Genomic DNA, 26671 nt, shown 5'->3' on the forward strand with positions numbered 1-26671 from the left:
CTCTACATTTTGCTCGATAGTTTATTCTCTTCCCCAATAGGAGAAAGCAACCGTGTAGCTGCGTACTTTAAAGAGCATCCCTCTCTTGGCTCGAAGGACCGTCAATGGATCAATACTCGTATTTTTACCATCTTACGTCACCGCCGTTTGTTAGAAGCTTTGGTCTTAGCAGAGGGAAAAGAAATCTCTGCACAAACATTAGTTGAAAAGGTGGAAGAGGGAGTCACCGAAAATATTGAGCAATTTCAACACCTGCCTTGGCCTGTTCGCTACTCCATATCGGACGATCTAGCAGAGTGCTTAACAACGGATTACGGCGAGGAAGAAGCTATCCGTCTAGCCAAAATATTTTTAGAAGAAGCTCCTTGCTCCATTCGTGTAAATACTCGACGAATCTCTGTAGATAAACTCCAAAAGGTTCTGCCTTTCCCTTGTCAAAGAGGCGCGGCTCCTTCTTCATTGCGTTTTGAAAAACGCTATCCTCTGCAACACACACGAGCATTCCGCAGAGGGCTCTTTGAAATTCAAGATGAATCCTCTCAAATCATCACAAATGCCATTCTAATTAAAGATTCCGATACTGTTTTAGATTTCTGTGCTGGGGCTGGAGGGAAAAGCTTGATCTTTGCACAACGCGCTCGCCACGTGACCTTACATGATAGCCGTCCGCAAGCCTTAGAGGAGGCTCGTCACCGCCTCTCGCGATCAGGAATTAAAAATTTTACTATTCCATCTCAACCTTTGAAAAAACACAGTTTCTCTCTAGTCGTGGTTGACGCTCCTTGCACTGGAAGTGGCGTCTTCCGCCGACATCCAGAAAAAAAGCTTCTCTTCTCCAAACAACTCCTCCATAACAATTCGATTGCTCAAGAAAGGATTTTAAAAGAAGCCTTAGCTTATGTCGCTCCATGCGGACGCTTGGTATACATCACCTGTTCGCTTATGAAAGAAGAGAATGAAAAACATACCTCTTGGATGGCTTCCCAAGGATGGAAATGCGTGAAAGAAGTGAAAATTCCGCTAGTTTCCCGACAAGGGGATGCTTTTTTCTCGTCGCATTTTATCCGATCTCGCTCGCTCTAGAATCTTGATCTTAAACCATCAGTGCAGGTACTATAGGACGAGGGCTAACGGACGTTTCTTCTAATTCATCCTTTATTCTTTCCAAAGAACTTCTGTGACTTGGGAAGGATGATATGCCCTCTTATAAGTAAAAATTATCATTTTTTATCATGCATAAGAAAACACAATCACATTCTCATAAAGGACTTTCCATTTGGTCTATTGGAGGATCGATCTTTGCTATGTTCTTTGGAGCAGGCAATGTGGTATTCCCCTTAGCCTTAGGACACCACTTCTATTATCATACTTCTTACGCTTGTTTGGGTATGATTCTGACAGCCGTACTTACGCCTTTATTAGGTCTGTTTGCGATGATGCTGTACTCTGGAAATTACCGTTCATTCTTTGCTTCTATTGGAAGAATGCCTGGTATGGTGTTGATGGTTGCAATTCTATGCATTATTGGCCCTTTCGGGGGAATTCCTAGAACTATTGCTGTGTCTTACGATACGCTAGCCTCGTTGGGAGACAAACATCCTACATTACTTCCTTCCCTACCTTGGTTTAGTGTCTTCTTTTGCGTACTTGTTTACCTCTTCGTTTGCAAGCTCAGCAAGCTGATTCAATGGCTGGGGTCCGTTTTTTCCCCTGTCATGTTAGGAACTTTAGCCTGGCTGATTATCAAAGGACTCCTACTGCCTGCTCATGCACTTCCCTCAGAAAGCGTAACCTTTTCGAAGCAACAAGCCTTTGTTACAGGACTTTCGGAAGGTTTTAACACTATGGATTTATTAGGAGCCTTCTTCTTCTGCTCCATAGTCCTTGTATCAATTCAGCAACTTATGGTGCAGCAGAAGCATGAGTCTTCTGAAGAAAAACCTTTAGAGTTTCACCATATTGGGAAGACTGAGAAATACAAACTTGCTATGAGTTTTCTTTTAGCAGCCGCGCTACTTAGCCTTGTATATCTAGGCTTTGCCTTCTGTGCTGCCCGTCATGCGGGAGCTCTGATAGATGTTCAAAGAGGGCAAATTCTAGGAAGAATTTCGGCTCTTGTAGTTGGCCCCAATAGCTTTTTAACAGGGCTGAGCGTCTTTCTTGCTTGCCTAACCACTGCAATTGCAGCAACAGGGATTTTCGCGGATTTTATCGCGAGAGTCGTTTCTTCTCAAAAAATGAGTTACTCCAATGCTTTAATCGTTACTTTGGTTCCTACATACCTAGTATCGATTCTTAGTTTTGAGAATATTAGCAAGATTCTCATCCCCATTTTGGAAATGAGCTATCCTGCACTCATAGCATTAACTTGCGGTGTTATTGCGAAGAAGCTTTGGGATTTCCCCCATGCAAAAACTTTATTTTATCTTGTTTTTGCACTTACGATACTCTATAAGCTGTCCGTTTAATAGACTTAGTCGCAATTGTTTGAAGCCATCCCTTACTGAATAAGTAAGGGATGTTCTTTTGCCCGGAAAGCAACCCAAAAAACGCCTTTAGAAGACACCTATCTACTCCTAAACACTCGTTCCTTTCTGCCTAGGTCATGCGCAAGCATGGGAACGTAACAGAGATTGATTCTTATGATTCTAAATTCCTTATCCATGTTTCGTCATCAGGCTACCCGTTTCTTACAAGATAATCGAGACTCCATAGCCGTTTCTTTTTCTAAAAACACTTACAAAATCACGATTCCTGATGAAGACTCTCCGGATGGAGAATGGATCAGCACTCTATCATTCAACGATGAGGAGCGTTTGTCGTTTGCAGCTTGTAGCTGCCCAGATGGAGACTGCTGCGAGCACCTCCTTACCGCTACCTTAGCAGCTTACGACCCAACAGAAGGAGCGCTTCTTCATGTGAAATTTAAATCCTCTTTTTGGTGGGGGTTATTTTATCAATTATTCCTAAGTAAGGCTCCTCTACACGCCCCGGGAGACAAAGTCTATACCATACAATCCCAACAACTTTCAGTCTCTCTCCAATGCCTTTCTGCAGAAGCCTTAACTTATTGGCTGCCTATTGTGCACGCCTCTCCAGAACCTCAAACAATATCTAAAGAAACATTCTCCCAATCCGCATTATACCGAATCGCACGAGAACTATTCATGTTCTCTCAAAAAGGAGCCTCTTTAGTTATCCAAGAAAACCCTCAAGGATTCCCTTCTTTATTCTCCTTGCAGTGGGAAGGAATAGCTCTATCTATTGAAGTGCTAGATGTTGATACCCTAAAAGCATTGTTCCCATTACTGGAATTCTCACAAACCTCTTTATATAGTGGAGAGCCTTATCTTCTTCATAACGTCCACGTGGTCCCTGAACAAGCTAGGATCTATTTTACAAAAGAATATCCGCCTCTCCCTAAGTCCATTAAAGAATATCAAGAGACGGTTCTGGGCCCTATTAAGTATTTCGCCGAAGCAAAAAAATGCACCTCTATTCCTAAAACACTCTCCCTCCCCATACATATTATCCCCGCTCTAGACCGTTCTTTTAGAGAACATTTACTCTCCCAACTCTGTTATGAAACTGAAGAACGCCCTATTCACTATGCTATTCACTTCTTAAGAGACGCCTCTCTCTCATTTTCCGCATATCTAGAAACACCAGGAGATCTGTCCGAGGGGCATATTATCTATCCAGGATTCTGCTACATTCCTAATAAGGGTCTATTAGCTGTATCTGGATTATTATCCCCAGAATCTTCGTTCACCATACGCTCCGACCATATCGAAAATTTCTTGGATGAGTATGGGCCTTTTATCAAAGAACCTGGATTCGAAACGTTTTCTAACCAATCCCCGGTAGGCTCTCTGTCTTATAACGTTACTGAACAAGGAGTTCTTCTATTCCATTATGATACTGGGAACGCTGCGGATATAGAACTCCGTTTTGGTAAATGGACGTATTATTCTCGACAAGGATTCTTTTTAAACAGCCGATTAGACTTAGCTCTTCAAGATGGATTGACGATAGAAGCTCCACAAGTCGCGGATTTTATTCTTACACATGAAGTAGCTCTTAAATCTATCCCCAACTTCTTTGCTGCACAACCACCTCTCAAATCCATTCGCTTTGAAGTGCATAAAGAGAAAAAAGGATCTGGAATCTATTTACAGCCTATCTTTGAAGGATTGGAACACGAATCTTGTCGCTTGTTTGGTCAATTTTTATATCGCGAAAATGTAGGCTTTAGTTTGCTCCCTGCAGCCTTACAAATGCTCTGTCAAATTCCTACAGAGATTCCTGCCGATCAAGTCGCTGAATTTTTATTACAATTTTCAAAAGATGATCGCATGGTGTTCTCTGATCCTCAATTAGCTCTTCCGGAGCGTGTTGAGCTGAATATCCTGGCTATTCACAGACCCCATCCGTCTTCACCTCTTCATCTAAAAATAGAAATTAAAACCAATATTGGATCTATTCCTTTAGGGACAGTATTACAAGCTTTGAAAGGGAAAAAAGACTTCTTATTCAGCAAAGCAGGATTTTTGAATCTCGATAACTGTTTATTTGTTTTCCTGAAACAATTCTTATCGTCTCAACGCTATGATATTCAAGAAAATACCCTCATCACCATGGTGACAGACATCTTCAAATTAGATGCTCTGGCACCTATGATAACAGACCCTAATATTCAAGCTTCGGAAGAAGATTTGGCGTATTTCTCCCAGTTGAAATCCGCATGTCTGCCTCCTATTCCTGTAAACTTATTTTCCACGGATCACAAACTCCGTCCCTATCAAAATAGCGGCTTATTATGGCTGTGGTTTTTGTATAACCATCGGTTATCTGGACTGCTGTGCGATGAAATGGGATTAGGGAAAACACACCAAGCCACAGCTTTACTAGATATTGTGGCGCAAACTGCAAAAAATCCTAAATTTTTGGTTGTTTGTCCAACAAGTGTGTTGCCGCATTGGGAACATGTATTAGCTTCGCACTTACCTCAAGCTTCTCTTTTTTCCTTCCATGGTCCTCACAAACCTAAAACTCTCCCTGATTGCGATATACTCATCACTTCGTACGGGACTTTAAGACAAAACTACGCTTTATTTTATAAGGTATCGTTTACAGTTGCGGTATTTGATGAAATTCATACAGCTAAAAATAAATCGAGCCAAATCCATAAAATTCTTTGTCGTTTAGATGCGCAAATGAAGCTAGGCCTCACAGGAACGCCTGTAGAGAATAACTTGATAGAATTCAAAGGACTTTTGGATATTATTTTACCAAATTATCTCCCTTCGGATGCCCTCTTCAAACGATTGTTCACACATAAAAATGCATCCGAAACAGATGAAGATATTATTTCTTCTAAAGACTTACTACTTAAGCTTACTCGGCCATTTATTCTAAGAAGAACAAAAAAACTCGTTCTACCAGAGCTGCCTGAAAAAGTAGAATCGCTGATTCCTTGTCGACTCTCACCAGAACAATCTCAACTGTATTCTTCGACTTTGAAAAAAGAAAAATGCCAAATCCAACAACTCGAAAAAGAGGAGGATCCGGCTTCTGTTAACTACTTGCATGTATTTGCCTTGCTTAACCAACTGAAACAGATCTGCAATCACCCTGCAGTGTATTTCAAAGATCCTGAATCATACAAAAACCATTCCTCTGGGAAATGGGCTGCTTTTGTGAAATTACTCAACGACTCTCTGGCTTCAGGATACAAAGTCGTTGTCTTCTCTCAGTACATCCAAATGATCCGCATTATTGCTTTGTATCTGGAAGAGCATGCTATCGAATATGCTCTAGTACGAGGGAAATCCCAAAATAGAAAAGAAGAAATAGACCGTTTCTCAAATGATCCCAATTGTCGTGTCTTTATAGGTTCCTTACTTGCTGCAGGAACAGGGATTAACCTAACGGCTGGAAATGTAGTGATCATGTATGACCGCTGGTGGAACCCGGCTAAAGAAAATCAAGCTTTGGATCGTGTACACAGAATCGGGCAAAAAAATACCGTTTTCATTTACAAACTAGTAACGGAAGATACCCTCGAAGAGCACATTCACTACTTAATAGAGAAAAAAATGCGCTTACTGAACCAGGTAACTACAACCCAAGATTCCAACATCTTGCATGTTTTGAATCGCGAAGACTTAATTACCATCCTCTCTTACAAAGACGAACATATGCTATCTGAAGAGGTGCAAGAAGACTCGGGTGATTCGTAAAAAAAGAAATGATTGACCTTTTATTCTTCTTTTTACGTATTACCTTGATTTTTTCCTCCTAGGAACTATAATTCGGGAGGGGTATCGTCTTGCAAACAAGGGGATGTTGCGAGAAGACATACAGATGGCAGTATGGAAGCCATAAAAAGGCCCAAAGACTGTTAAAGAGGTGATCTCATGCCATTCGCAAAAGAAGCAGATCTACAGCGTACGTGTTGGAAATGCGAAGGAAACGTATCGGCCTGCATGCCTCAATGTCCCTATTGCAGCGCTTTCCTGCAAGATCCTCCCGTGACATCTAAGGGGTTCTCTTCTTGCCACATCACGTTCCCTTCTGAAGCTTCTAAAAAAAATGGAGACAGCGATCTTTTTGCTGTCTCTTCCGAAGATTGGGAAGCTGTACTCAATAGCCAAAATACGTTTGAGGAGCCTGTTCAAGAGCCTGCCCCCTCCCAGTGGGACTGGCTACAATATTGGCCGACTGCAGCTTTCTTCTTGGGTTGCGGTTTCCTTACCTTTTCGCTCATGATTCTCTTGTTTTCGACGGGCTCTGGACTCGTTCTCTCCTGGCCAAAGAATCGCTCATACATCTATGCACTAGTCGGGATTCTGCTTGCTTATCGTGGGTACCGCTCTCTCCCTGAGCATTCGAAATAACACTCTTACGTTCCTATTTTTTCTCTCCTGCTACCACTTCTCCTCATTGAGATTTTATCCACCCAGATGTACAATCCGGGAAATGTATTTGTCTGAAGGACCTCTCTTTTCCTTTCCTAGAAAGGCTTGGAAGGAGAATCCTCTTCCTTCAGATAATCATCTCATATGGATCGTTGCAATCCTAAACACTCATTGAAGAGGAAATGTTATGAATGAGGCTTTCGACTGTGTAGTTATCGGAGCGGGGCCAGGGGGCTATGTTGCAGCAATCACTGCCGCTCAAGCAGGACTCAAAACTGCGCTAATCGAAAAGCGAGAGGCTGGCGGAACCTGTTTAAACCGAGGGTGTATTCCTTCTAAAGCCCTCTTAGCAGGAGCTGAAGTCGTTACCCAAATACGCCATGCTGACCAGTTTGGGATTCATGTAGAAGGATTCAGCATCAACTATCCCGCTATGGTACAAAGGAAGGATTCCGTAGTCCGTAGCATCCGCGATGGACTTAATGGTCTCATTCGCAGCAATAAGATCACTGTCTTCTCTGGAAGAGGCTCTTTGATCTCTTCAACAGAAGTAAAAATCTTAGGAGAAAACCCTTCTGTAATCAAAGCGCACTCCATTATCCTAGCCACCGGCTCTGAACCACGAGCTTTCCCCGGGATTCCTTTTTCCGCAGAATCTCCTCGGATTTTATGCTCAACAGGCGTGCTAAACCTCAAAGAAATCCCTCAAAAAATGGCCATTATTGGCGGTGGTGTGATCGGTTGCGAATTCGCTTCCTTATTCCATACGTTAGGCTCCGAAGTTTCTGTGATCGAAGCAAGCTCTCAAATCCTTGCTTTGAATAATCCAGATATTTCAAAAACCATGTTCGATAAATTCACCCGACAAGGACTCCGTTTCGTACTAGAAGCCTCTGTATCAAATATTGAGGATATAGGAGATCGCGTTCGGTTAACTATCAATGGGAATGTCGAAGAATACGATTACGTTCTCGTATCTATAGGACGCCGTTTGAATACAGAAAATATTGGCTTGGATAAAGCTGGTGTTATTTGTGATGAACGCGGAGTCATCCCTACCGATGCCACAATGCGCACAAACGTACCTAACATTTATGCTATTGGAGATATCACAGGAAAATGGCAACTTGCCCATGTAGCTTCTCATCAAGGAATCATTGCAGCACGGAATATAGCTGGCCATAAAGAGGAAATCGATTACTCTGCCGTCCCTTCTGTGATCTTTACCTTCCCTGAAGTCGCTTCAGTAGGCCTCTCCCCAACAGCAGCTCAACAACAAAAAATCCCCGTCAAAGTAACAAAATTCCCATTTCGAGCTATTGGAAAAGCGGTCGCAATGGGCGAGGCCGATGGATTTGCAGCCATTATCAGCCATGAGACTACTCAGCAGATCCTAGGAGCTTATGTGATTGGCCCTCATGCCTCATCACTGATTTCCGAAATTACCCTAGCAGTTCGTAATGAACTGACTCTTCCTTGTATTTACGAAACTATCCACGCACATCCAACCTTAGCAGAAGTTTGGGCTGAAAGTGCGTTGTTAGCTGTTGATACCCCATTACATATGCCCCCTGCTAAAAAATGACCGATTCAGAATCTCCTACTCCTAAAAAATCTATACCCGCCAGATTCCCTAAGTGGCTACGCCAGAAACTCCCTTTAGGGCGGGTATTTGCTCAAACTGATAATACTATCAAAAATAAAGGGCTTCCTACAGTCTGTGAGGAAGCCTCTTGTCCGAATCGCACCCATTGTTGGTCTAGACATACAGCTACCTATCTAGCTTTAGGTGATGCCTGTACACGTCGCTGCGGCTTTTGTGATATTGACTTCACTAGAAATCCCTTACCCCCAGATCCTGAAGAAGGAGCTAAAATTGCTGAGTCCGCAAAAGCTTTGGGACTCAAGCACATTGTCATCACTATGGTTTCCCGTGATGATTTAGAGGATGGAGGAGCCAGCGCTCTTGTCCACATTATTGAAACGTTGCACACAGAATTACCAACAGCAACTATTGAAGTCCTAGCCTCTGATTTTGAAGGTAACATTGCTGCCTTACATCACTTACTGGATGCGCACATTGCTATCTATAATCATAATGTAGAAACAGTAGAACGACTCACTCCATTTGTCCGTCATAAAGCTACCTACCGAAGATCGCTTATGATGTTGGAGAATGCAGCCAAATACCTCCCTAACCTGATGACTAAATCAGGTATCATGGTAGGATTAGGAGAGCAAGAAAGCGAGGTCAAGCAAACCTTAAAAGATCTTGCTGATCATGGCGTTAAGATCGTAACTATAGGCCAGTATCTTCGTCCTTCACGCAGACATATTCCTGTGAAAAGCTATGTGTCTCCCGAGACTTTCGATTATTATCGCTCGGTAGGAGAGTCGTTAGGACTCTTTATTTATGCTGGCCCATTCGTTCGTTCTAGCTTTAATGCGGATTCTGTTTTTGAAGCCATGCGCCAGCGGGAAACCTCAACCTCTTCGCTACTTCCGAATAAAGATTAGCCACATAACCTGTTCATTTTGAAGCATTCTCTGCAGAAAAAATGTTCCCGATTGGCACTAATCTCCCCATTTGCTATGGTGAGTGAAAAGGTGTGCGTGGGTTATGTTTCGTTATACTCTTTCTCGATCCTTATTTTTTATTTTGGCTCTTTTCTTCTGCTCGGCTTGCGATAGTCGTTCCATGATTACACACGGCTTGTCAGGACGTGATGCTAATGAAATCGTAGTGCTTCTAGTCAGTAAAGGGGTCGCTGCACAGAAAGTTCCCCAAGCAGCGTCCTCAACAGGAGGATCTGGAGAACAACTCTGGGATATTTCGGTTCCTGCAGCACAAATTACAGAGGCTCTAGCTATTCTGAACCAAGCTGGGCTTCCAAGAATGAAAGGAACCAGCCTTCTTGATCTATTCGCTAAACAAGGGCTGGTCCCTTCTGAAATGCAAGAAAAAATCCGCTACCAAGAAGGTCTTTCAGAACAAATGGCTACGACCATTAGAAAGATGGACGGTATCGTCGATGCGAGCGTACAGATTTCCTTTTCTCCTGAAGAAGAAGATCAACGGCCGCTAACAGCCTCTGTATATATCAAACACAGAGGGGTATTAGACAACCCTAACAGTATTATGGTGTCTAAGATTAAACGTTTAGTTGCGAGTGCTGTCCCAGGACTATGTCCCGAGAACGTTTCCGTAGTCAGTGACCGAGCTTCTTATAGTGACATTACTATTAATGGCCCTTGGGGACTCTCCGATGAAATGAATTATGTTTCTGTATGGGGGATCATTCTAGCTAAGCATTCCCTTACTAAATTCCGCCTTGTTTTCTATTTCTTAATTCTCCTTCTCTTCATTCTTTCCTGTGGGCTACTCTGGGTCATTTGGAAAACACACACACTGATTTCTGCTCTGGGTGGAACAAAAGGATTCTTTGATCCTGCTCCTTACTCACAGCTCTCTTTCACTCAGAATAAGCCAGCTCCAAAAGAAACTCCTGGAGCAGCAGAAGGTGCAGAAGCGCAAACCGCTTCGGAACAACCCTCTAAAGAAAACGCAGAAAAACAAGAAGAGAATAACGAGGACGCTTAAGTGACAGCGAATACCTTTGGGATTCTTAATATCCTGATGAAGCAGGCAAAAGCTGATGATTTAGCTCAGTTTCTGCCGGAACATCTTCTACTAGATTCTCCGCATCATCAGGATATTCCTCTGCAGTCCTTATCTTTCAATATGCGTTGGTTAGCAACCATTCATCCTTCCTGGATTAGTGTTGCTATGAAAGAATTCCCTCCCGTTGTGCAATCGCAATTATTAGCTTGGTTACCTCTCCCTCTAACGCAAGAACTACTCCCTCTTTTAGATTCTGGAGTTACCCCTGCTACAAAACGCTGCTTAGACTTTGGAGCTTTCTACCTACTTGACTTACTCAGTAAGAAAGTACGTCCTCCAGGCATTACAGAAGAGATTTTTCTCCCCGCTTCTCCTTTCAATGCTATGCTGTACTATGTAGGCCCTACCAAAATGGCCTTGATCAATTGTCTAGGGCTTTATACCTTAGCTCAAGAAATGCGAAACGTAGTCGATCGTGTAGTCATTGATCGCGTGCAGCGTGTGTTATCCGAAACGGAACGGATGTTTCTAAATTATTGTAAAACACATCCTATGAAACATCTGGAACCTATGGCCTTTTTAGCCTCTTGGGAGGAAGATCAAGCTTTACGTCATTTCATCCATGTTCAAGGTTTGCGCTTCTTAGCTCGCGCTCTAGCAAAAGAAGATAGCTCTTTCCTTTGGTATTTTATTCGCAGACTTGATGTCGGAAGAGGCTATATTTTCGAAAAAGCATTGCAGAGTTCGATAGATAGTCCCCATAATGAGTATTTTCGAGAGCGCTTAGAACACTGTATCAGTATTCTTGTGCAATAAATCAGGGAGATCTTCTCACTGCTATTACACTCCCATATATACAAAAAAAAGAAGCACCAAATAGCATTGTAGATTTTTTCTCCGATGGCTATGTTAAAAACGAGAGCGATCGAGGGTCAGGAAAACCTCGATCTCTGTGTAAAAAAGAATGCGATCCTTGTCTGGCTATCCCTAGTAAATGACATGCCTCATCGCGTTGGGAATAAAGTAACGAGCAAAGGAGCGAGGTTCCCTGCCTGTTGGCTTTGCCAAAGGATCCCTACCTCGTCAGAAGGATGAAATTTTTCAGTTTAATATATAAAGACCAAGAGGTCGTCCCTAATAAAAAAGTTCTCTCCCCAGACGCCTATACTGCGGTGTTAACTGCCCAAGAACTTCTGGAGAAAACACAAGAAGATTGTGAAGCTTATACACAGAATACTCATGAAGAATGCGCAAAGCTAAGGGAAGAGGCTAAGAATCAAGGCTTCCAGGAAGGAAGCAAAGCTTGGAGCAAACAGCTCGCCTTTCTTATTACAGAAACACAAGCGATGCGAGAACAGATTAAAGCCTCCCTCGTGCCTTTAGCGATTGCTAGCATCAAAAAGATCCTCGGCAAGGAATTAGAAACTAAACCAGAAACTGTGGTTTCTATCATTTCAGAGTCTTTAAAAGACCTCACGCAGAATAAACGGATTGTCATCCACATCAATCCTCAGGATCTCGCCATTGTCGAACAACATCGTCCTGAGTTAAAAAAACTCGTGGAATATGCAGATGTGCTTTTACTCTCTCCCAAAGCCAGTGTATCCCCTGGAGGTTGTATCATTGAAACAGAGACCGGAATTGTAAATGCTCAGCTTGATGTGCAACTCGCTGCCCTGGAACAAGCTTTCTCTGCCATCCTAAAACATAAAAAACCTGCGGACGCCTCTACAACAGATCAGCCTCAAAGCAAGAAAGACTAGGTATTGGATTTTATGCGATTGATTGTTCGAATTTTCTTCTTTCTCTGCATTCTTAGCGCTCCCTATAGCTTCGCCAGTACTTGTTCCGCAGCACAAGGCGCCTCTTCTTGCCTTCCGTGCGCGACCGCTCCTCAGCAAGAACTTCCAGCATCTCCAGAAAAAACTGAAAAGCCTTTTCGTTGTCCATCTTATCGACCAACGGTAGAAGCTCAACACCTGCTACCTCCTCAAGAAGATCTTTCCTCCGGAGCCTTTTCAGAAACGTATCCAGATTTGACTACGCAAGCCGTTATCCTTCTATTTCTTGCGTTATCTCCTTTCCTGGTTATGCTCCTGACCTCCTATTTAAAAATCATTATTACACTAGTTCTCCTTAGAAATGCTTTGGGAGTACAACAAACACCTCCTAGCCAAGTCCTCAATGGGATTGCTCTCATTCTATCGATCTACGTTATGTTCCCTACAGGAGTAGCTATGTATAATGATGCTAAAAAAGGTATCGAGTCGAGTGCTGTCCCTCGAGATCTTTTTTCTGCAGAAGGAGCTGAAACAGTATTTGTTGCTTTGAACAAATCGAAAGAACCTCTGCGATCTTTCCTTATTAAAAACACACCTAAACCTCAGATCCAAAGCTTTTACAAAATTTCACAAAAGACTTTCCCTCCAGAACTTCGCCAACAATTAACGCCTTCTGACTTCATGATCATCATTCCTGCTTTCATCATGGGACAGATTAAAAATGCTTTTGAGATCGGAGTCTTGATTTACCTCCCTTTCTTTGTCATCGATTTGGTCACGGCAAACGTCCTAGTTGCTATGCAAATGATGATGCTTTCCCCTCTATCCATCTCTCTCCCTCTTAAACTGCTCCTTGTAGTGATGGTAGACGGATGGACCTTGCTACTAGAAGGGTTGATGATTAGCTTTAAATAAGAGACTTTCCTATGCTGATGCTTGCAACAAGTTTCAAATCGATTTTGTTTGAATATTCATATGAAGCCCTCTTATTAATTCTGATCATTTCAGCTCCTCCTATTATTTTGGCTTCTGTCGTTGGGATTATGGTGGCTATTTTCCAAGCAGCAACACAAATTCAGGAGCAAACTTTCGCTTTTGCTATTAAGCTTGTTGTCATTTTCGGAACGTTAATGATTACTGGAGGCTGGCTGTGTAGCATGATTTTACGGTTTGCTGCGCAGATTTTCCAAAATTTTTACAAATGGAAGTAGATTGCCATGGCTACGCTTCCCGAGGTTCTTTCAGGGCTCGGCTCTTCCTATATCGATTATATATTCCAAAAGCCAGCCGATTACGTTTGGACTGTCTTTCTTTTGCTAGCGGCACGCATATTATCTATGCTGTCGATCATCCCGTTCTTAGGAGCTAAACTATTCCCGTCACCAATTAAAATTGGGATAGCGCTCTCTTGGATGGGATTGCTGCTACCTCAGGTGATACAAGACTCTACGATCGTCCACTACCAAGACCTAGATATTTTCTATATCCTTCTTATTAAGGAGATTTTGATTGGCGTACTCATCGGCTTTCTGTTCTCTTTTCCCTTCTATGCTGCCCAGTCTGCAGGATCCTTTATTACCAACCAGCAAGGGATACAAGGATTAGAAGGTGCTACCTCTCTCGTATCTATAGAACAAACTTCTCCTCACGGGATCTTTTATCATTATTTTGTGACTATCGTTTTCTGGCTCGCAGGAGGACATCGTATTATCCTTTCTGTTCTTTTACAATCGCTTGAGATCATCCCTCTTCATGCTGTTTTCCCTGAGAGCATGATGTCGCTACGAGCTCCTATGTGGATCGCGATATTAAAAATGTGCCAATTGTGCTTGATTATGACCATACAGTTGAGCGCTCCAGCAGCGGTGGCTATGCTTATGTCAGATTTATTCCTAGGGATCATCAACCGAATGGCTCCTCAGGTACAAGTCATCTACCTACTTTCTGCACTGAAAGCCTTTATGGGATTGTTATTCCTAACACTGGCTTGGTGGTTCATTGTGAAACAAATTGATTATTTCACTCTGGCATGGTTCAAAGAAATCCCTACTATGCTCTTCGGAGCTCATCCTCCTAAAGTTTTGTGATATAAAAAAAAAGAACTCCCTCCAAAAAAGAGGGAGTTCTTCACACCACGTAAGTGTAGTCTTTGTTGCTATATGGCCTTACTCATGACGAGAAGTCGTGTCTTTATGCTGCCCTTGAGCAAGTAAAATTACAATAATACAAAGCACGATAAAAGACAGAACAAACGAAGGAGCTTTGATTAACCAAAAGAGCGCAACCCCGCATACCAAAGCATTTTTAATAGGCCCGTTTTTAGCGTAATAGCTCTGCAGATTTTGTAGCACAGCTAATATCTCAGGATAAAACCCTAAGACTATCCCGGAGGCAACAAATAACCCTCCGACCCAAGATACGCAGTTCGCTATAATCCCAAAAACAATCAAAGCACCACTGATGGCTTCGCAAGCATGTCGAGATAAAAACCTCTTCATCCCCCCGACCTTTGGATTTGTGTGCAAATCACGCACTTTTTGTTTTAGAGAACCAAACTTAGAGGCCGATGGTTCTTGTGAGGAGCTCTCTTTTTGCATCTCGTCCGCCATAAGCCATACCTGATTTTTTTCTTTTTATTAAATTAATCTCGTACTAAACAATTATCAAAAGATAATTTAAATATAAACATAAAAAACCATTTAATTAGTTTTTCTTCTTGAAACGCAACGACTTCTGTTAACCCCTTCATTTTCTGGGTCTACCACAAAAATATAATCCCCAGCAGTCCCTAATGTGTAATCAAAAACCTTCTTGTTCAGTAAAGAAAGAAGATCATATCGATGGAGAATTACCTGCGTTTTGTCTTGCAACTCTGTGCAGAAATCCGTTCTAGTTTTAAAAATTTCTAATGCAGCAGCTTGCCCATAAGCTTTAATAGCCAACTCCTGCTGTCGCGCGCTCTCCCAAACCTCTTGCCGTACACGTTCTAATTCAGAATAAGCTTTAGAATCATTGATAAATGCTTGAAGAATAACGGGATCTGTGAACAATAAATTCAACCTACCCTGATTGGTATTTTTCTCTTCATAGTTGAGAAAATGCAATAAAGAACGCGTTGTCTTAGTGCCTTTTAGCATCTTGTACAACCAACCGGCTTCCTCTTCAGGAAGGACTACCGTCTCAAGACAATCCGAACCAAGCTCTCGAGCTCGAGAAATAATCTCATCCTTTTGAGCAAGCAAAGCCTCTATAACACGATACTCCGCACCTTGAGGAATGAGCTCTGACTGCACATACAGTCCTTGTAGCAACCTAGCAAAAATAGCATATGCTGAAGAAGGATCTCCATAATTCTCCGGAGACTCTTTCAGCAAAGAATAAAGATTGAACCTAGAATTATTTGGCGGCCGAGAAAAAGGGATTTCTAACAGTCGATAGCGCTTCTGCCGAACAACGACACTATCACGCTCCTTATCTTGCGTACGAGGCTCTGCTCTTTTCGCCTGGGAAGACAATCGTTTCGTTTTATCTCTGTAGATCACTTCAGAAATAGCAGATTGTTGCGCAGAAAAAGCTACTTCTTCCTTTTCTTGAAGTTTTGCATAGGAAATTCTCTTACGAGTTCCGGCAGCATCCAAAGATACCACGGTCACCAACGAGGTTAAACATAGTAGTGTGAAAATAAAATGCATAGGCTCTATCTACCCACAGCAAAAATATAGGAAAGGGTTCTTGGTGGCAAGGCCCCAACCTTCCTTACTAGTGTTAAGTACACTCTATCTGGTCCCTCTCCTAGACCTTGATATCTAAGAACTTTCCATTCCATAGAAAGAACATGCGTCCATAAGGAAATTTTCTCCTGACGGGCCTCCTCTCTTTCACTCGCTACTATTAGAGAAATTTCCTGAGTGATGGGGTCATAGTGTAACGTCCCTTGCACAACACCTGCTAAGTGAGGATCGACATACACTCCCCGATCGAAAGAAAAAACTAACTCTTCCTGAGCTTCCATGGCAATAGTGGATAAAAAGGTACCTCTTAAAAATCGATACGTCTTGCTCTCATTGAGAAAGATTCTATACACGTGCTCTTTCTCTTTATGAGATATCCATATCCTCCGTGTCCAATACCCTAAAGAGCCGAGCAGCAAACTGATAAGCACGCAAGCGATGAGAAGTTCTGAAAGTAAAAATGCTCGTTTCTTTTTTATCTTTCTAAACATAAACACCTCTGTGCAGCGGCTCCCCTTTTCTGGCCAGGGAATAAGTCCACCGTAGCGTCGACCGAACACAAAAGCCTGCCGTCTGCGTTACGTTTTTCTCTTAGGAGGGATAGCGTATAGCTATAAGGGATCTTGATAGCTTCTCCCATGCTCGTATACACATACATCCCAACAAGCTCTCCTTCCCCTTTCAGGGAGAGAGCTTCTCTATCCATTTGCTGAAATATGGCGTCCTCCACCGCAAAAAAACAGTAATCGATGCATGCAGGAAGCTGTAAGCGAAAAATGTCTTCCTCAAACGAACGAGTGATCCGTGTATAAAACACCACACTAGGAATTAACACTGTGCAAAGAAGGGAGAGAGAAAGAAGCACCTCTACTAGTAAAAAACAACGTTTTCGTTTGAAAGCCATTTCCGTCCCCTTACCCTCGCTGTTCATTCCTTACTTTCTTAGAGAACACAACAATATCGTCACCCTTGTCATTCATTTTAACAAGAAGATCTTCTCCCCAAGCATCTTTAAGAAGTTTCTTTCCTTCCTTGCACCACGCAGAATCTTCTAAAATCGCTTCCTTATTTGCGATGACCTCTTTTAGAGACAAATTTCCGGAAGCATATTCCATCATAAGGACGTCATACACGCGAGCGCAATTTTGCTCTGTTTGGAAGATTTTCCCTTTTTGCAAACTCCCTCGCATATTAAAAGCCAAGGCTCCACCAATAATACCAATGAGGGTAATGACAACCATCATTTCCACTAACGTAATGGATTGTTTTCTTTTTTTTGTTTTCTTCACAGTTTCCCTCCTGTAGTTAAAACGTTTGAATACCGCTTGTTAACGGAAGAAGGATTGATAACATAATCAATCCAATAAAACCGCCTAGCAACACAAGAACTATGGGCTGACACCAGGCAGTTACCCAAGTCAATACCCTTTGAATATCCTCGTTATAAATTTGCGCGACATGCGCGAATACCACCGCAAGATCCCCGGATTCTTCTCCTAGAGCAACCATCCCAATCACCAGTTTTGGCGTCCATGTACGATGAGATAGCTCACGACTCAAAGATCCTCCACGAACAACTGCTTGGATCACTTCTTGTAGCTCTTCGCGCAAAAAGTCTTGTGATACGGCCTCGCATCCTAATGTCAGAGCTTCGATCAAATTCCCGCCTCCTTGCAAAACAGCAGATGTGACGGAACAAAATCGACAAAATCCTATTTTAATCACCAGACTACGCAAAATAGGGATCTTCTTGATAATTGCCTCTAGAGTCCTTTTCCCTATCCGTTTTTTCCAGACTATGCGTAGGGATATCGCTCCACCTATTCCTCCCAGCAAAACAAGAAACTTGTACCTACAAAACCATGTACTGCACGAGAAAACAGCTTTTGTGAGCCTTGTCATCTCCATATCTTCAAAAGTTTCTTTCAATGTAGGAATGACCCCTATTAGAAAGAACACCACAACAGCACAAGAAAATACCAATAAGATCGCTGGATAACTCAATGCTGCAGCAAGACTTTTGGATAGTTTTTCCTTCTCTTCCAACACTTTAATAATATTCATTAAAGCGCCTTCTAGATTCCCAATACTCTCTCCAGAACGCACACTATTCTGATAAAAAGAATCAAAAATATGCGGGAACCTCGCTAGAGCTTCTGAAAAGACCCCACCGGAACGTAGAGCTTCCATCAAAGAAGTGAGAACCCCAGCCAGCGCACGTCCCTGATACTGATCTCGCAATGAAGTCAAAGCATCGTATAAGGAGATCCCCGATCGTAATAATAACACTAATTGCTTAGTAAAAATAACCAGCTCTGTAGTTGTGACACGGTAGTTTCTCTCTCGCACCTTTCGAATGTCCAGAATGCGAGCTCCTTGAGCAGCAAGAAGCTCTCTTGCCTCTCGCTGATGGAAAGCCTCTACAAAAGAACGTCGTTTTTTCTCGGACTGATCAAGATATGTACAAAGAAACCTAGCCATATCCCCTCCTGCTATTCTGACCGTTTTGCCACACGCAAAACTTCGGAAAGGGTTGTCTCCCCAGCAAGAGCCAGTTCTACTCCATGCTCTAGCAGAGGGCAATACCCTTCTCGCTCCGCAACACCTCGTAAAATGTGGTAAGGTCTCCCTAAAGCAATTTCAGAACGGAGTGTTGTGGTTACATCGACAAACTCATAGATCCCTTGTCTTCCTTTGTATCCGGAACGGAAGCACTGTGAACATCCACGTCCTTTACATAAAGGAGCGAAAGGATCCTTCCCTAGAGCTCTTAATAAAGCCTGTTCTTGCACATCGGCCACACAGAATTCTTTGCAATGCGTACAAATTCTACGGACGAGTCGTTGAGCGACAGCCCCTATCATTGTTGCGGATAATAAATAAGGCTCTACTCCCATGTCTAAAAGACGCGGGATTGCAGAAACAGCATCATTCGTATGAAGAGTAGACACTACCAAGTGCCCCGTCAATGCCGCTTGAATGGCAATCTCCGCAGTCTCTTGATCCCGGATTTCTCCTACCATCAAAACGTCTGGATCTTGTCTTAACAAATGGCGAAGTCCTTTAGAAAAGGTTAGTCCTATTTTAGGTTTCACAGCAATTTGAGCGACACCGGGGAGTTTATACTCTGGAGGATCTTCTATGGTCATGATATTAGTAAAAGGACCTGAAAGGTGTTGTATGACACTATATAAAGTGGTCGTCTTCCCACTTCCTGTCGGACCTGTTACTAATAGAATCCCTTCCGGAACTCCTATCGCTTTTCTAAAGGAGGTCTCCATTTTAGGAGGCATACACAAGCCGCGTATATCTAAAATTACATTGCGCTTATCCAGTATGCGCAACACCACCCGCTCTCCATGAATGACAGGGACCGTACTGACACGCATATCGATCTCTTGTCCTCCTAGTTGCAACTTAATGCGACCATCTTGAGGCAGTCGGTGTTCGGCGATATCGAGTTTGGTAAGCACTTTAATACGAGTAATAAGAGCGGCTCGTAAATGGTTCGGGGGAGCGTGGCGATCGTGTAGAACACCGTCTATGCGGTAACGAATACGTAAAAGATCTTCCACAGGGTCAAAATGAATATCCGAGGCTCGCTCTTCAATAGCTTCCTTAAGAATCAGATTGAGTAACCGCACTACAGGAGCACTGTTCTCTTGATTCTCAAGAAGTTCTGTGGTATCACTTTCCGATTCAGGCACTACAGCTTCCTGCATAGACTGTAGCATCTCGGAAGCTTTCCCGTCCTTATCGCTATATAGCTTTTGCAATCCATGAATAATTTCTGCTTCTTCCTTAGAAACCAATGAAAGAGGTTTTTGCGTGATCAACCGCACCTCATCCAAAGCCTCCAAAGGAGTTTTTTTCAAATGCCTTGCAAAAACGATCTTGTCGCCTAAATCCTCTACAGGCAGCAAATAATTTTTCTTTAAAAAAGAGTAGGGAAGCTGATCTACCAGATCTTGCATAGTGCCTTTATTCCCGTCCATCATACTCCACCCTTCCTCGAGAGCCGGAGGATTCTTCTCCCCATACGGTAGACTCTTTTCTTTCTATAGCCTGTTTAGCAGCCTGCTGTCCTGCTACTAAAGCTCTGAGGAAATCATCGTTCTCCCCGGGGCGAGCAGCCAGGAAAGCACATTCTAATTTTTCTTCTGTCTCACTAGGATTATCCAAAATCTTCGGAGTGATAAACATAAACATCTCTGTTTGTGAGTCCGAAGCAGAATCCATACCAAATAATTTTCCTATTCCTGGCAACTCTCCTAAAAATGGAATCCCGTCACGAGAATCCATAGTTTGATTACAACGAAGCCCCCCAATAATGACCGTTTCGCCATCTTGAATCCGAACCTTGTTCGTAATATTTCTGCGTGTAACATCGGGACGATCCGCATGATTTCTCCCAGTCGAATCAAACGTGATGTCGGTCTCTAAAGTAATAAAGCTCTTCCCATCCTCTTCTCCGATATTAATAACGGGAAGAATCTTAATCATAATCCCGTATTGAGCTCGATTGTATTGGGCTTTATCCTTATCAGAAGAAACTACAATTGACATTTCTTCCACAATCGCAATTCTCGCCGGGGTTTGGTTCATAGTCACGACGGAAGGACTTGCATTAATACGGACATCCTCTTGCGCCATGAGAAACTGATAAGCAAAGTCATAACTAGGAACAATCCCTTTTGCTCCACCTTTGAACAGGAACTCCAGAATGCCCCCACTTGCCCACGAAACGGCTTGCGTTCCCTGCTTACAAACCTCTTCTCCTAAACGCAATAGGTTCAATCCAGATTTACGTTGATTGGATAGTTTTCTTTCAAAAAGCAGAACCTCTATACGTACCATTTTTTTGGGCACATCCAGTTTCTTCAACAACATCTTGATCTTGGGTAAAGCTTCTTTCTCAATAACCATAATCAAGGTTCCGGTCTTGGAATCTGCAATAAAACTCCCATATTTCGCAGAACCTTCTTTTACGGAGCTCCCCAGCGACGTATCTATATGTACCGCTAATCCATTCGAAGAGGATCCCGCTTTACTTGAGACTACGCCAGTATCACAACTACTAGATGCCCCAAAAGCACCATTTGAGAAAATATCATGTACTTGAGAAAGAAGCGCTGCAAGCTCCTGAGGATCTGAGTGTTTGACATGATACCAAAATACCGTTTTGTCGGTAGGGCTCTCTATCCCCTCTTCTAGTTCCCGAATAAGATCTATTGCCTTCTGAACGATGGGAAGAGCTCCACTTAAGAAAAGCGAGCGTCCATGGTTTTGTAAAGGGACCACTTTTAATCCCACTCCAGAAGAATCTTCTCCCTCTTTAGCTAAATCTTCTCGGAAAGCTGCTTTCAAAATAGCCAGCATTTCTGAGGGTTCTATTTTTGATAAAGAAACAATGCGATGCTCTTGTCGAATGTTGTCTGATTGTAAGAATTCATAGATTTTAAGGAGCTCGGTAATCTCGCTGACAGCTCCAAATAACCAAACTTTCCCCCCTATAAAATCAATTAACATGGTATCGCTATTTGCGAACTTGCGCAAAGCTTGTACATCCGCTCGTGCATCTAAATTTTTAGAAGAAAGTACAAAAGCAATATGTGCCGTCATAGGCAAGCTATCTAGCTCTTGTCTAGATCCAAAGATACCTAAAACACCAGACTCTTCCCTATTAGTTAAATACAGCTCCTTAATCCAAGGACTAACCTGTCTGATCCCAATACCCAGCCGCATTAAAAGCAAAGACAAACATTCCTCAAATCCTTCTTTAGGGACCACTAGCTTAGACATGGCTGTGATACGCATCGCCCCAACATTTTGAGGAATCACATAGATACTCTGTTCATCTCCGTAATCACTGACCAGATTATAAATCGTAGTTTCTGGATGATTCCAAAGGGCATAGTCTTCGGGATCCCCTCCCCTTTCTGCAACCTCTACTGACCATAAATCTTCCAATGAACGTATCCGTTGTTTAGCGCCGATCAATCGGCTTCGCAACTCGTCCCATACCGCCTGCGAAGTCTCTCCTCGAGAACGGAGAGACAAAGCTTCTTCGTATAAAGATTTGAGAACATCATTTGCCTCTTTCAATTCAGCATTAAAAGATGAAATATGCGAAAAAGGGGCTAGCAATTCCGTTTTTCCTTCTAGAGAAGCCAATTTTTCTGTAATCGTGATGGAAAAACTAGGAACCGTCAAACTTCCCAAACAAAAAGTCCCTAGAAACCCATAGCCCAAAATATTTTTCACCTAAGATCCTCCCCCTATACGAGAATTTTTCGTCCCACTCTCCTGACCTAAATGACTCTGTGCAACAGTCTCTAGAACCTGCTTAAGCGGTAAAGAGATCGTCTCAACAACTGTGCGCTGAGTATTAAATACATGTCCTTTGAAAACAAATTCCCCGTCTTCCTTATCAATTCTTTCAAAAACTAAAAGAGGGCTCCGAAGCTTACCTGATAGGTAATCTTCTAATTGTCTTTTTGAAGTTACCCTCTCCCAGCGCTCCCCTGTATGGATGACCCAATCATCTGCAGAAAGAACCAAACGATCTTTCCCTGCTGTAATAATAGGGCGAGACCATGTTCGCATACCCACAAACGAAAACTCCTTCACCAACTCTGCGATTTCAATAGGAGAAGAAACTTGTTTCACCAGCGTGATCTGCTGGCTCATCAACCCATCGATGCTCCACAGCTCAATCACCATCATCCGATCATCCAAACGCTTGACTTCGAGAAGAGGGACTTTAGTACCATCTCCTTGGAAAGTCTTATAAGGAACCCATCGATCCTGATCCCATAAAAGCACATCTCCAACAGCCAAATATTGGCTATACGCTTCCCCAGATAAAGACTCGAAATCTACTCGTTCTTTGGCAGCCTGTATGACATAATCTGCCCCTCCATGCATAAGAAGAAACTTATCCCCTCCCACACAGCGGATACGCTGCTTTACAGCGATACTAGGCTCCACTCGCATTCCCCCAATTTCCCATGTCTGCGAACATCTAGGTGCCATGGATAAAGAAAAATGCGCGCGCTCCTTAGGAGAAGAGATAGCCCCTCCTAAAGCGCCTTTCATACGAACAACAACATCCAAAGAACGCCCGTCCGAAGAAGGCCGACACTCCAACCATAGAGGGGTAGGCTCAGCACTAAAAACGAGTGTTTCTTCGTCCGGCCCTTGTCGAAGAAAAACCTTTTTCCCTAAAGAAACTTCTTGAATCGCATTAGTGGTCGCAAGCTCTAAAAAAAATTTACCACTTCGCGCATCCGGACGCTTATTACAGCCAAGGAACACAAACTGATTCCGTAAATCCGGGAGTTCTTCCTCGATAGAAAAGTCTTGTAGCGCCCAAGCCCCTGAACACGCAAGCTGCTTCTCCTCTGCTGTAAGAGGAGAGCATACTCCGGCGATCGCGCCTATCAAGGCGGCGCCTCTTATCCATTGATAAAAAAAGAAATGAAGTTGGCGCATAACAACAGAGAAACAAAAAAGAATTGTATAAAGTAACTGATTTGAGAAAAAAAATCAATTTTTACAAAAGAAAATAAGAAAAGCCGTTTTTTTGTTAAAAAACAAAAAAATCGGCTTTTATATGAAATTAAATGATAATTATCTCGGAAGAGACCTTTCGGTTTGTTAAATTTAAATTTTCATTCACACCTATCATGATCGTATCTTCAATCCGGATCCCACCTACACCAGGGAAATATACCCCCGGCTCTACAGTCACAGCCATATTCAATTGTAGCGTGGCATCCGAAAAAGGCGATAACCTAGGGTATTCATGGACCTCTCTTCCCACGCCATGCCCTAGCCCATGAATGAACGCTTTCTCCATTCCATGTGCACGTAAAATACGCACAGCTTCCTTATGAACATCCCGACAAGGCACTCCTGCCCGACAGAACTCTATGGCTGCACGCTGAGCCTCAGCAACCGCAACGTATCCATCCAATAGCTGCTGTTCTGGAGTCGCTCCAAATGCCACCGTTCGAGTCATATCTGAACAATATCCTTCATAGCAAACGCCAATGTCGATCAACACCACATCCCCCTTTTTCAAAGATCGATTCGTTGGAATTGCATGGGGGAAAGCCGCATTCTCACCAAATGCAATAATGGGAGGAAAAGAGACCTTTTCTATACCAAGGTTAGCCCAAAAGACGTGAAGCATCCGAACCAGTTCTTTTTCTGTAATCCCTGGGCGTAATGCAGCCAGAACAAAATCATATCCTGCAGAACCTATTTCCGCAGCTCGAGTCATTTTTTGGATTTCTTCCGTGCTTTTCACACAACGTAACTTCTCCGCAACTAAACTTTGCGGAGAAAATGCATACCCGCTGTTCATTCGTTTTTGTGCTATCCCGTAAGGAGTATACTCGCTGTCAAAGCCTATCGTTTTTAACCCTGTATTTTCGATATAACTGCCGAGTTCCTGATCCACACTTTTAGAATAAGAAACAAGCACCACATCCTGGATACGAGCATAGAGATCTTTATCTAATGGAGACACAAACAATACTGCTTCATCACGAGTGATCAATAAAACTCCTGATCGAGCCTGATCTTGTAAAAAGTAGCTAATATCCTCGTCTTTCTCTATCAAAAAAGCATCAAGTGCGCGCTCCACTAGAGAATCTTGCAGTCGTTTGATCGGATTTTGATTCATATCCTATCTCCTACATAAAATCGTCATCCAAAACTAACCGACGTATCATCTCTCCGTCAAACGCTTTTTCAGGCTTGCCAAGCTTCCACAAAATATCAAGCCAAGCATAATCGAATGCTCTTGCATTTCTAGAGAAAACCAACTTTTGAACAGTATTTTCAACGAGTTGTTCAAAAGACTCCCCTACATGCAGAGCTCCTTCTTGAGCTAGCGCAACAATCCATTCTTTCAGTTCTTCTTCTTGAATAAAAGGCGGCGCACTTTCTATTGCAAAACTGTCTGGGCTAATACGCGATAATTCGATTCCTAAAGCAGTCAAAGCTTCCAAACGCATCTGTAAAAAGTCTGCTTCCAACTTAGTCATCTGTACAGATGAAGGAAGTAAAAACGTTTGACAGGCTAACCTCGACTCTAAACGCTCGGATAATAAAGAAACATAAAACAAATGTTTACGCGCAGCCTGTACAAATACAACATGGACCCCTTCAGAATCTTCGACTAAAAGAACTTTACCTAGGGATGTAAGAAAGCGTACTTTCTCAACAACAGAAAGAGAACTCGAGGCAGAGTCTCTAGACACAATCGTGGCCATCTCTGTTTTCAAATAGGGTTGCTGCGAGAAAGTAGGACAAGAAAGCGGGGCAGAGACAATCGCAGGACGAATAGATGGAACGCTGATCCCCTCATTTTCTATAGGGATTTTTTCTGTAGGGACTTTCAACACAGTCTCTTCCAAAGAGGGTGATCGACGCAACAACGCCTCTGAAATTGCCTCAACAAGCAAATTACTAATCTGCCCTTCCTGTAGTAACCGTACCTCTGTTTTTTGAGGATGCACATTGAAGTCGCACCACATAGGCGGCAAGAATAACTTCAATACAAATATAGGGTAGCGTTGTGCTGGGATCATCCAAGCATAAGCTTCCGCTACCTTTTTAGATATGAAAGACGACTCTACAGCACGATTATTAATAAAAAGCCGCTGTCCCTGCCTAGTAGAACGATGCTGGTTAGGAGAGCCTAAAAATCCTAGCACCCGAAGATCCCCTTGCTGCTTATCAATAAAGAATGCTTCTTGAACAAAAGACTCTCCCAAGACTAGCGCTACACGCTCTATGAAGCCTTGTTTCTTAGCCACATAGAGTTCTTGACGACACTCACTAATCCACGTCCACCCAATACCTTCTGAAGAAAGAACACTATTTTCCAACAAACGACGAATGGCCAACCGATCCATCTGCGGAGATTTTTGGAAAGATTGTCGCATGGGAACATTGTAAAAAAGGGAGTGGACCGCAATAGTCGTTCCCTGCTGTCTAGGAGCAGGCTCGCAGCAAACAGGCTCGCCTTTTTCAATCAACGTCTTAGACCCCAATCCTCCTGCACGAGCCGTATGGATCTCCATTTTGGAAATCGAGGCTATCGAGGGCAGAGCTTCTCCCCTAAACCCATAACTAGCGAGAGAAAAGATATCAGCAAAATGAGCGATCTTTGAAGTGGCATGACGTTGAAGCGCCACCGGCACCTCTTCTGGATCCATCCCCACTCCATTGTCTCGCACAACAATCTGGCCTCTACCCCCACCTAGAGTTTCGATATGAATTTCATCCGCGCCTGCATCTAATGAATTCTCAATCAGCTCCTTAACTACAGAAGCTGCATTTTCTATGACCTCACCAGCAGAGATCTGGTTAACCGTTACACTATCTAATAAACGAATCCGAGAAGGCGATAACGACACAAAGCATCTCCGCTATGATTTTAAGACTTTACTATTCAGTGAGAGACAGCACGAGAGAAAGCGTGAAGTCCAAGCCTTTCGCGCAGGAGGTAACGGTACCTCCTGTTAAAAAAAATTGCAAGGCAACGACACACGCTGCTGCACGATGTTAACTTACGCAAAAAGAATTAATTATGTTTTATTA

At 42.9% G+C, this 26671-nt stretch carries 22 protein-coding genes and 1 pseudogene; 12 read left to right on the forward strand and 11 right to left on the reverse strand.

Annotated elements, in window-relative coordinates:
* Positions 1 to 104: 104 nt before the first annotated feature.
* From CTA_RS03000 to cdsT, 12 genes and pseudogenes are all read left to right on the forward strand, one after another.
* A pseudogene (locus CTA_RS03000) lies at positions 105 to 1083 on the forward strand (RsmB/NOP family class I SAM-dependent RNA methyltransferase).
* Between the two features lie 149 nt (positions 1084 to 1232).
* Positions 1233 to 2468 carry a branched-chain amino acid transport system II carrier protein gene (brnQ, locus tag CTA_RS03005; protein WP_009871918.1) on the forward strand — a complete coding sequence of 412 codons (1236 nt, stop codon included), beginning with the start codon at positions 1233 to 1235 and terminating at the stop codon, positions 2466 to 2468.
* A gap of 174 nt (positions 2469 to 2642) precedes the next feature.
* Positions 2643 to 6242, forward strand: a complete 3600-nt coding sequence (locus tag CTA_RS03010) for a DEAD/DEAH box helicase (RefSeq protein ID WP_011324772.1) — start codon at positions 2643 to 2645, stop codon at positions 6240 to 6242.
* Between the two features lie 177 nt (positions 6243 to 6419).
* The gene (locus tag CTA_RS03015) at positions 6420 to 6899 is read left to right on the forward strand and encodes a hypothetical protein (RefSeq protein ID WP_009871920.1); all 480 of its coding nucleotides are present in this window, start codon (positions 6420 to 6422) and stop codon (positions 6897 to 6899) included.
* 208 nt (positions 6900 to 7107) lie between these two features.
* The gene (lpdA, locus tag CTA_RS03020; RefSeq protein WP_009871921.1) at positions 7108 to 8505 is read left to right on the forward strand and encodes a dihydrolipoyl dehydrogenase; all 1398 of its coding nucleotides are present in this window, start codon (positions 7108 to 7110) and stop codon (positions 8503 to 8505) included.
* A complete protein-coding gene (gene lipA, locus CTA_RS03025; protein ID WP_009871922.1) occupies positions 8502 to 9437 on the forward strand; it encodes a lipoyl synthase in 936 nt (311 codons plus the stop codon). Before lpdA ends, lipA begins: the two co-directional genes overlap by 4 nt.
* A gap of 103 nt (positions 9438 to 9540) precedes the next feature.
* Positions 9541 to 10521: a SctJ family type III secretion inner membrane ring lipoprotein Cds gene (gene cdsJ, locus CTA_RS03030; RefSeq protein WP_010725253.1), complete on the forward strand. Its 981-nt coding sequence runs from the start codon at positions 9541 to 9543 to the stop codon at positions 10519 to 10521.
* Complete coding sequence (locus CTA_RS03035) at positions 10522 to 11358, forward strand: hypothetical protein (protein WP_009871924.1); 837 nt, start codon at positions 10522 to 10524, stop codon at positions 11356 to 11358.
* A gap of 275 nt (positions 11359 to 11633) precedes the next feature.
* Positions 11634 to 12305, forward strand: a complete 672-nt coding sequence (gene cdsL / locus CTA_RS03045) for a SctL family type III secretion system stator protein CdsL (RefSeq protein ID WP_011324773.1) — start codon at positions 11634 to 11636, stop codon at positions 12303 to 12305.
* 12 nt (positions 12306 to 12317) lie between these two features.
* Positions 12318 to 13238: a SctR family type III secretion system export apparatus subunit CdsR gene (gene cdsR, locus CTA_RS03050; RefSeq protein WP_009871927.1), complete on the forward strand. Its 921-nt coding sequence runs from the start codon at positions 12318 to 12320 to the stop codon at positions 13236 to 13238.
* Positions 13239 to 13249: 11 nt separating this feature from the next.
* Positions 13250 to 13534, forward strand: coding sequence for a SctS family type III secretion system export apparatus subunit CdsS (gene cdsS, locus CTA_RS03055; protein WP_009871928.1), 285 nt, complete (start codon positions 13250 to 13252; stop codon positions 13532 to 13534).
* Between the two features lie 6 nt (positions 13535 to 13540).
* Positions 13541 to 14410: a type III secretion system protein CdsT gene (gene cdsT / locus CTA_RS03060; protein WP_009871929.1), complete on the forward strand. Its 870-nt coding sequence runs from the start codon at positions 13541 to 13543 to the stop codon at positions 14408 to 14410.
* 78 nt (positions 14411 to 14488) lie between these two features.
* Here the strand turns inward: cdsT and CTA_RS03065 are convergent, their stop codons facing one another.
* The 11 genes from CTA_RS03065 to mutL all read right to left on the reverse strand — a co-directional run bounded on the left by CTA_RS03065 (position 14489) and on the right by mutL (position 26487).
* Positions 14489 to 14932, reverse strand: coding sequence for a hypothetical protein (locus tag CTA_RS03065; RefSeq protein ID WP_009871930.1), 444 nt, complete (start codon positions 14930 to 14932; stop codon positions 14489 to 14491).
* 90 nt (positions 14933 to 15022) lie between these two features.
* Positions 15023 to 16015 (reverse strand): hypothetical protein, encoded by a 993-nt coding sequence (locus CTA_RS03070; protein ID WP_011324774.1) that lies wholly within the window; start codon positions 16013 to 16015, stop codon positions 15023 to 15025.
* Between the two features lie 5 nt (positions 16016 to 16020).
* Positions 16021 to 16545 (reverse strand): DUF1494 domain-containing protein, encoded by a 525-nt coding sequence (locus CTA_RS03075; protein WP_009871932.1) that lies wholly within the window; start codon positions 16543 to 16545, stop codon positions 16021 to 16023.
* Positions 16530 to 16985 (reverse strand): hypothetical protein, encoded by a 456-nt coding sequence (locus CTA_RS03080; RefSeq protein WP_009871933.1) that lies wholly within the window; start codon positions 16983 to 16985, stop codon positions 16530 to 16532. The genes CTA_RS03075 and CTA_RS03080 overlap by 16 nt, the downstream gene beginning before the upstream one ends.
* Positions 16969 to 17343, reverse strand: a complete 375-nt coding sequence (locus tag CTA_RS03085; protein ID WP_013984810.1) for a type II secretion system protein — start codon at positions 17341 to 17343, stop codon at positions 16969 to 16971. Before CTA_RS03085 ends, CTA_RS03080 begins: the two co-directional genes overlap by 17 nt.
* 16 nt (positions 17344 to 17359) lie before the next feature.
* Positions 17360 to 18535, reverse strand: coding sequence for a type II secretion system F family protein (locus tag CTA_RS03090; RefSeq protein WP_009871935.1), 1176 nt, complete (start codon positions 18533 to 18535; stop codon positions 17360 to 17362).
* A gap of 11 nt (positions 18536 to 18546) precedes the next feature.
* Positions 18547 to 20052: a GspE/PulE family protein gene (locus CTA_RS03095; RefSeq protein ID WP_011324775.1), complete on the reverse strand. Its 1506-nt coding sequence runs from the start codon at positions 20050 to 20052 to the stop codon at positions 18547 to 18549.
* The gene (locus CTA_RS03100) at positions 20036 to 22318 is read right to left on the reverse strand and encodes a type II secretion system protein GspD (RefSeq protein ID WP_011324776.1); all 2283 of its coding nucleotides are present in this window, start codon (positions 22316 to 22318) and stop codon (positions 20036 to 20038) included. Before CTA_RS03100 ends, CTA_RS03095 begins: the two co-directional genes overlap by 17 nt.
* The gene (locus CTA_RS03105; RefSeq protein WP_011324777.1) at positions 22319 to 23548 is read right to left on the reverse strand and encodes a hypothetical protein; all 1230 of its coding nucleotides are present in this window, start codon (positions 23546 to 23548) and stop codon (positions 22319 to 22321) included.
* A gap of 127 nt (positions 23549 to 23675) precedes the next feature.
* Complete coding sequence (locus CTA_RS03110) at positions 23676 to 24746, reverse strand: M24 family metallopeptidase (protein WP_009871939.1); 1071 nt, start codon at positions 24744 to 24746, stop codon at positions 23676 to 23678.
* Positions 24747 to 24756: 10 nt separating this feature from the next.
* Entirely contained in the window at positions 24757 to 26487 is a 1731-nt protein-coding gene (gene mutL, locus CTA_RS03115) for a DNA mismatch repair endonuclease MutL (protein ID WP_009871940.1), read from the reverse strand.
* Between the last annotated feature and the right edge of the window lie 184 nt (positions 26488 to 26671).

This window comes from Chlamydia trachomatis A/HAR-13 (assembly GCF_000012125.1).
GTDB classification, from domain to species: domain Bacteria; phylum Chlamydiota; class Chlamydiia; order Chlamydiales; family Chlamydiaceae; genus Chlamydia; species Chlamydia trachomatis.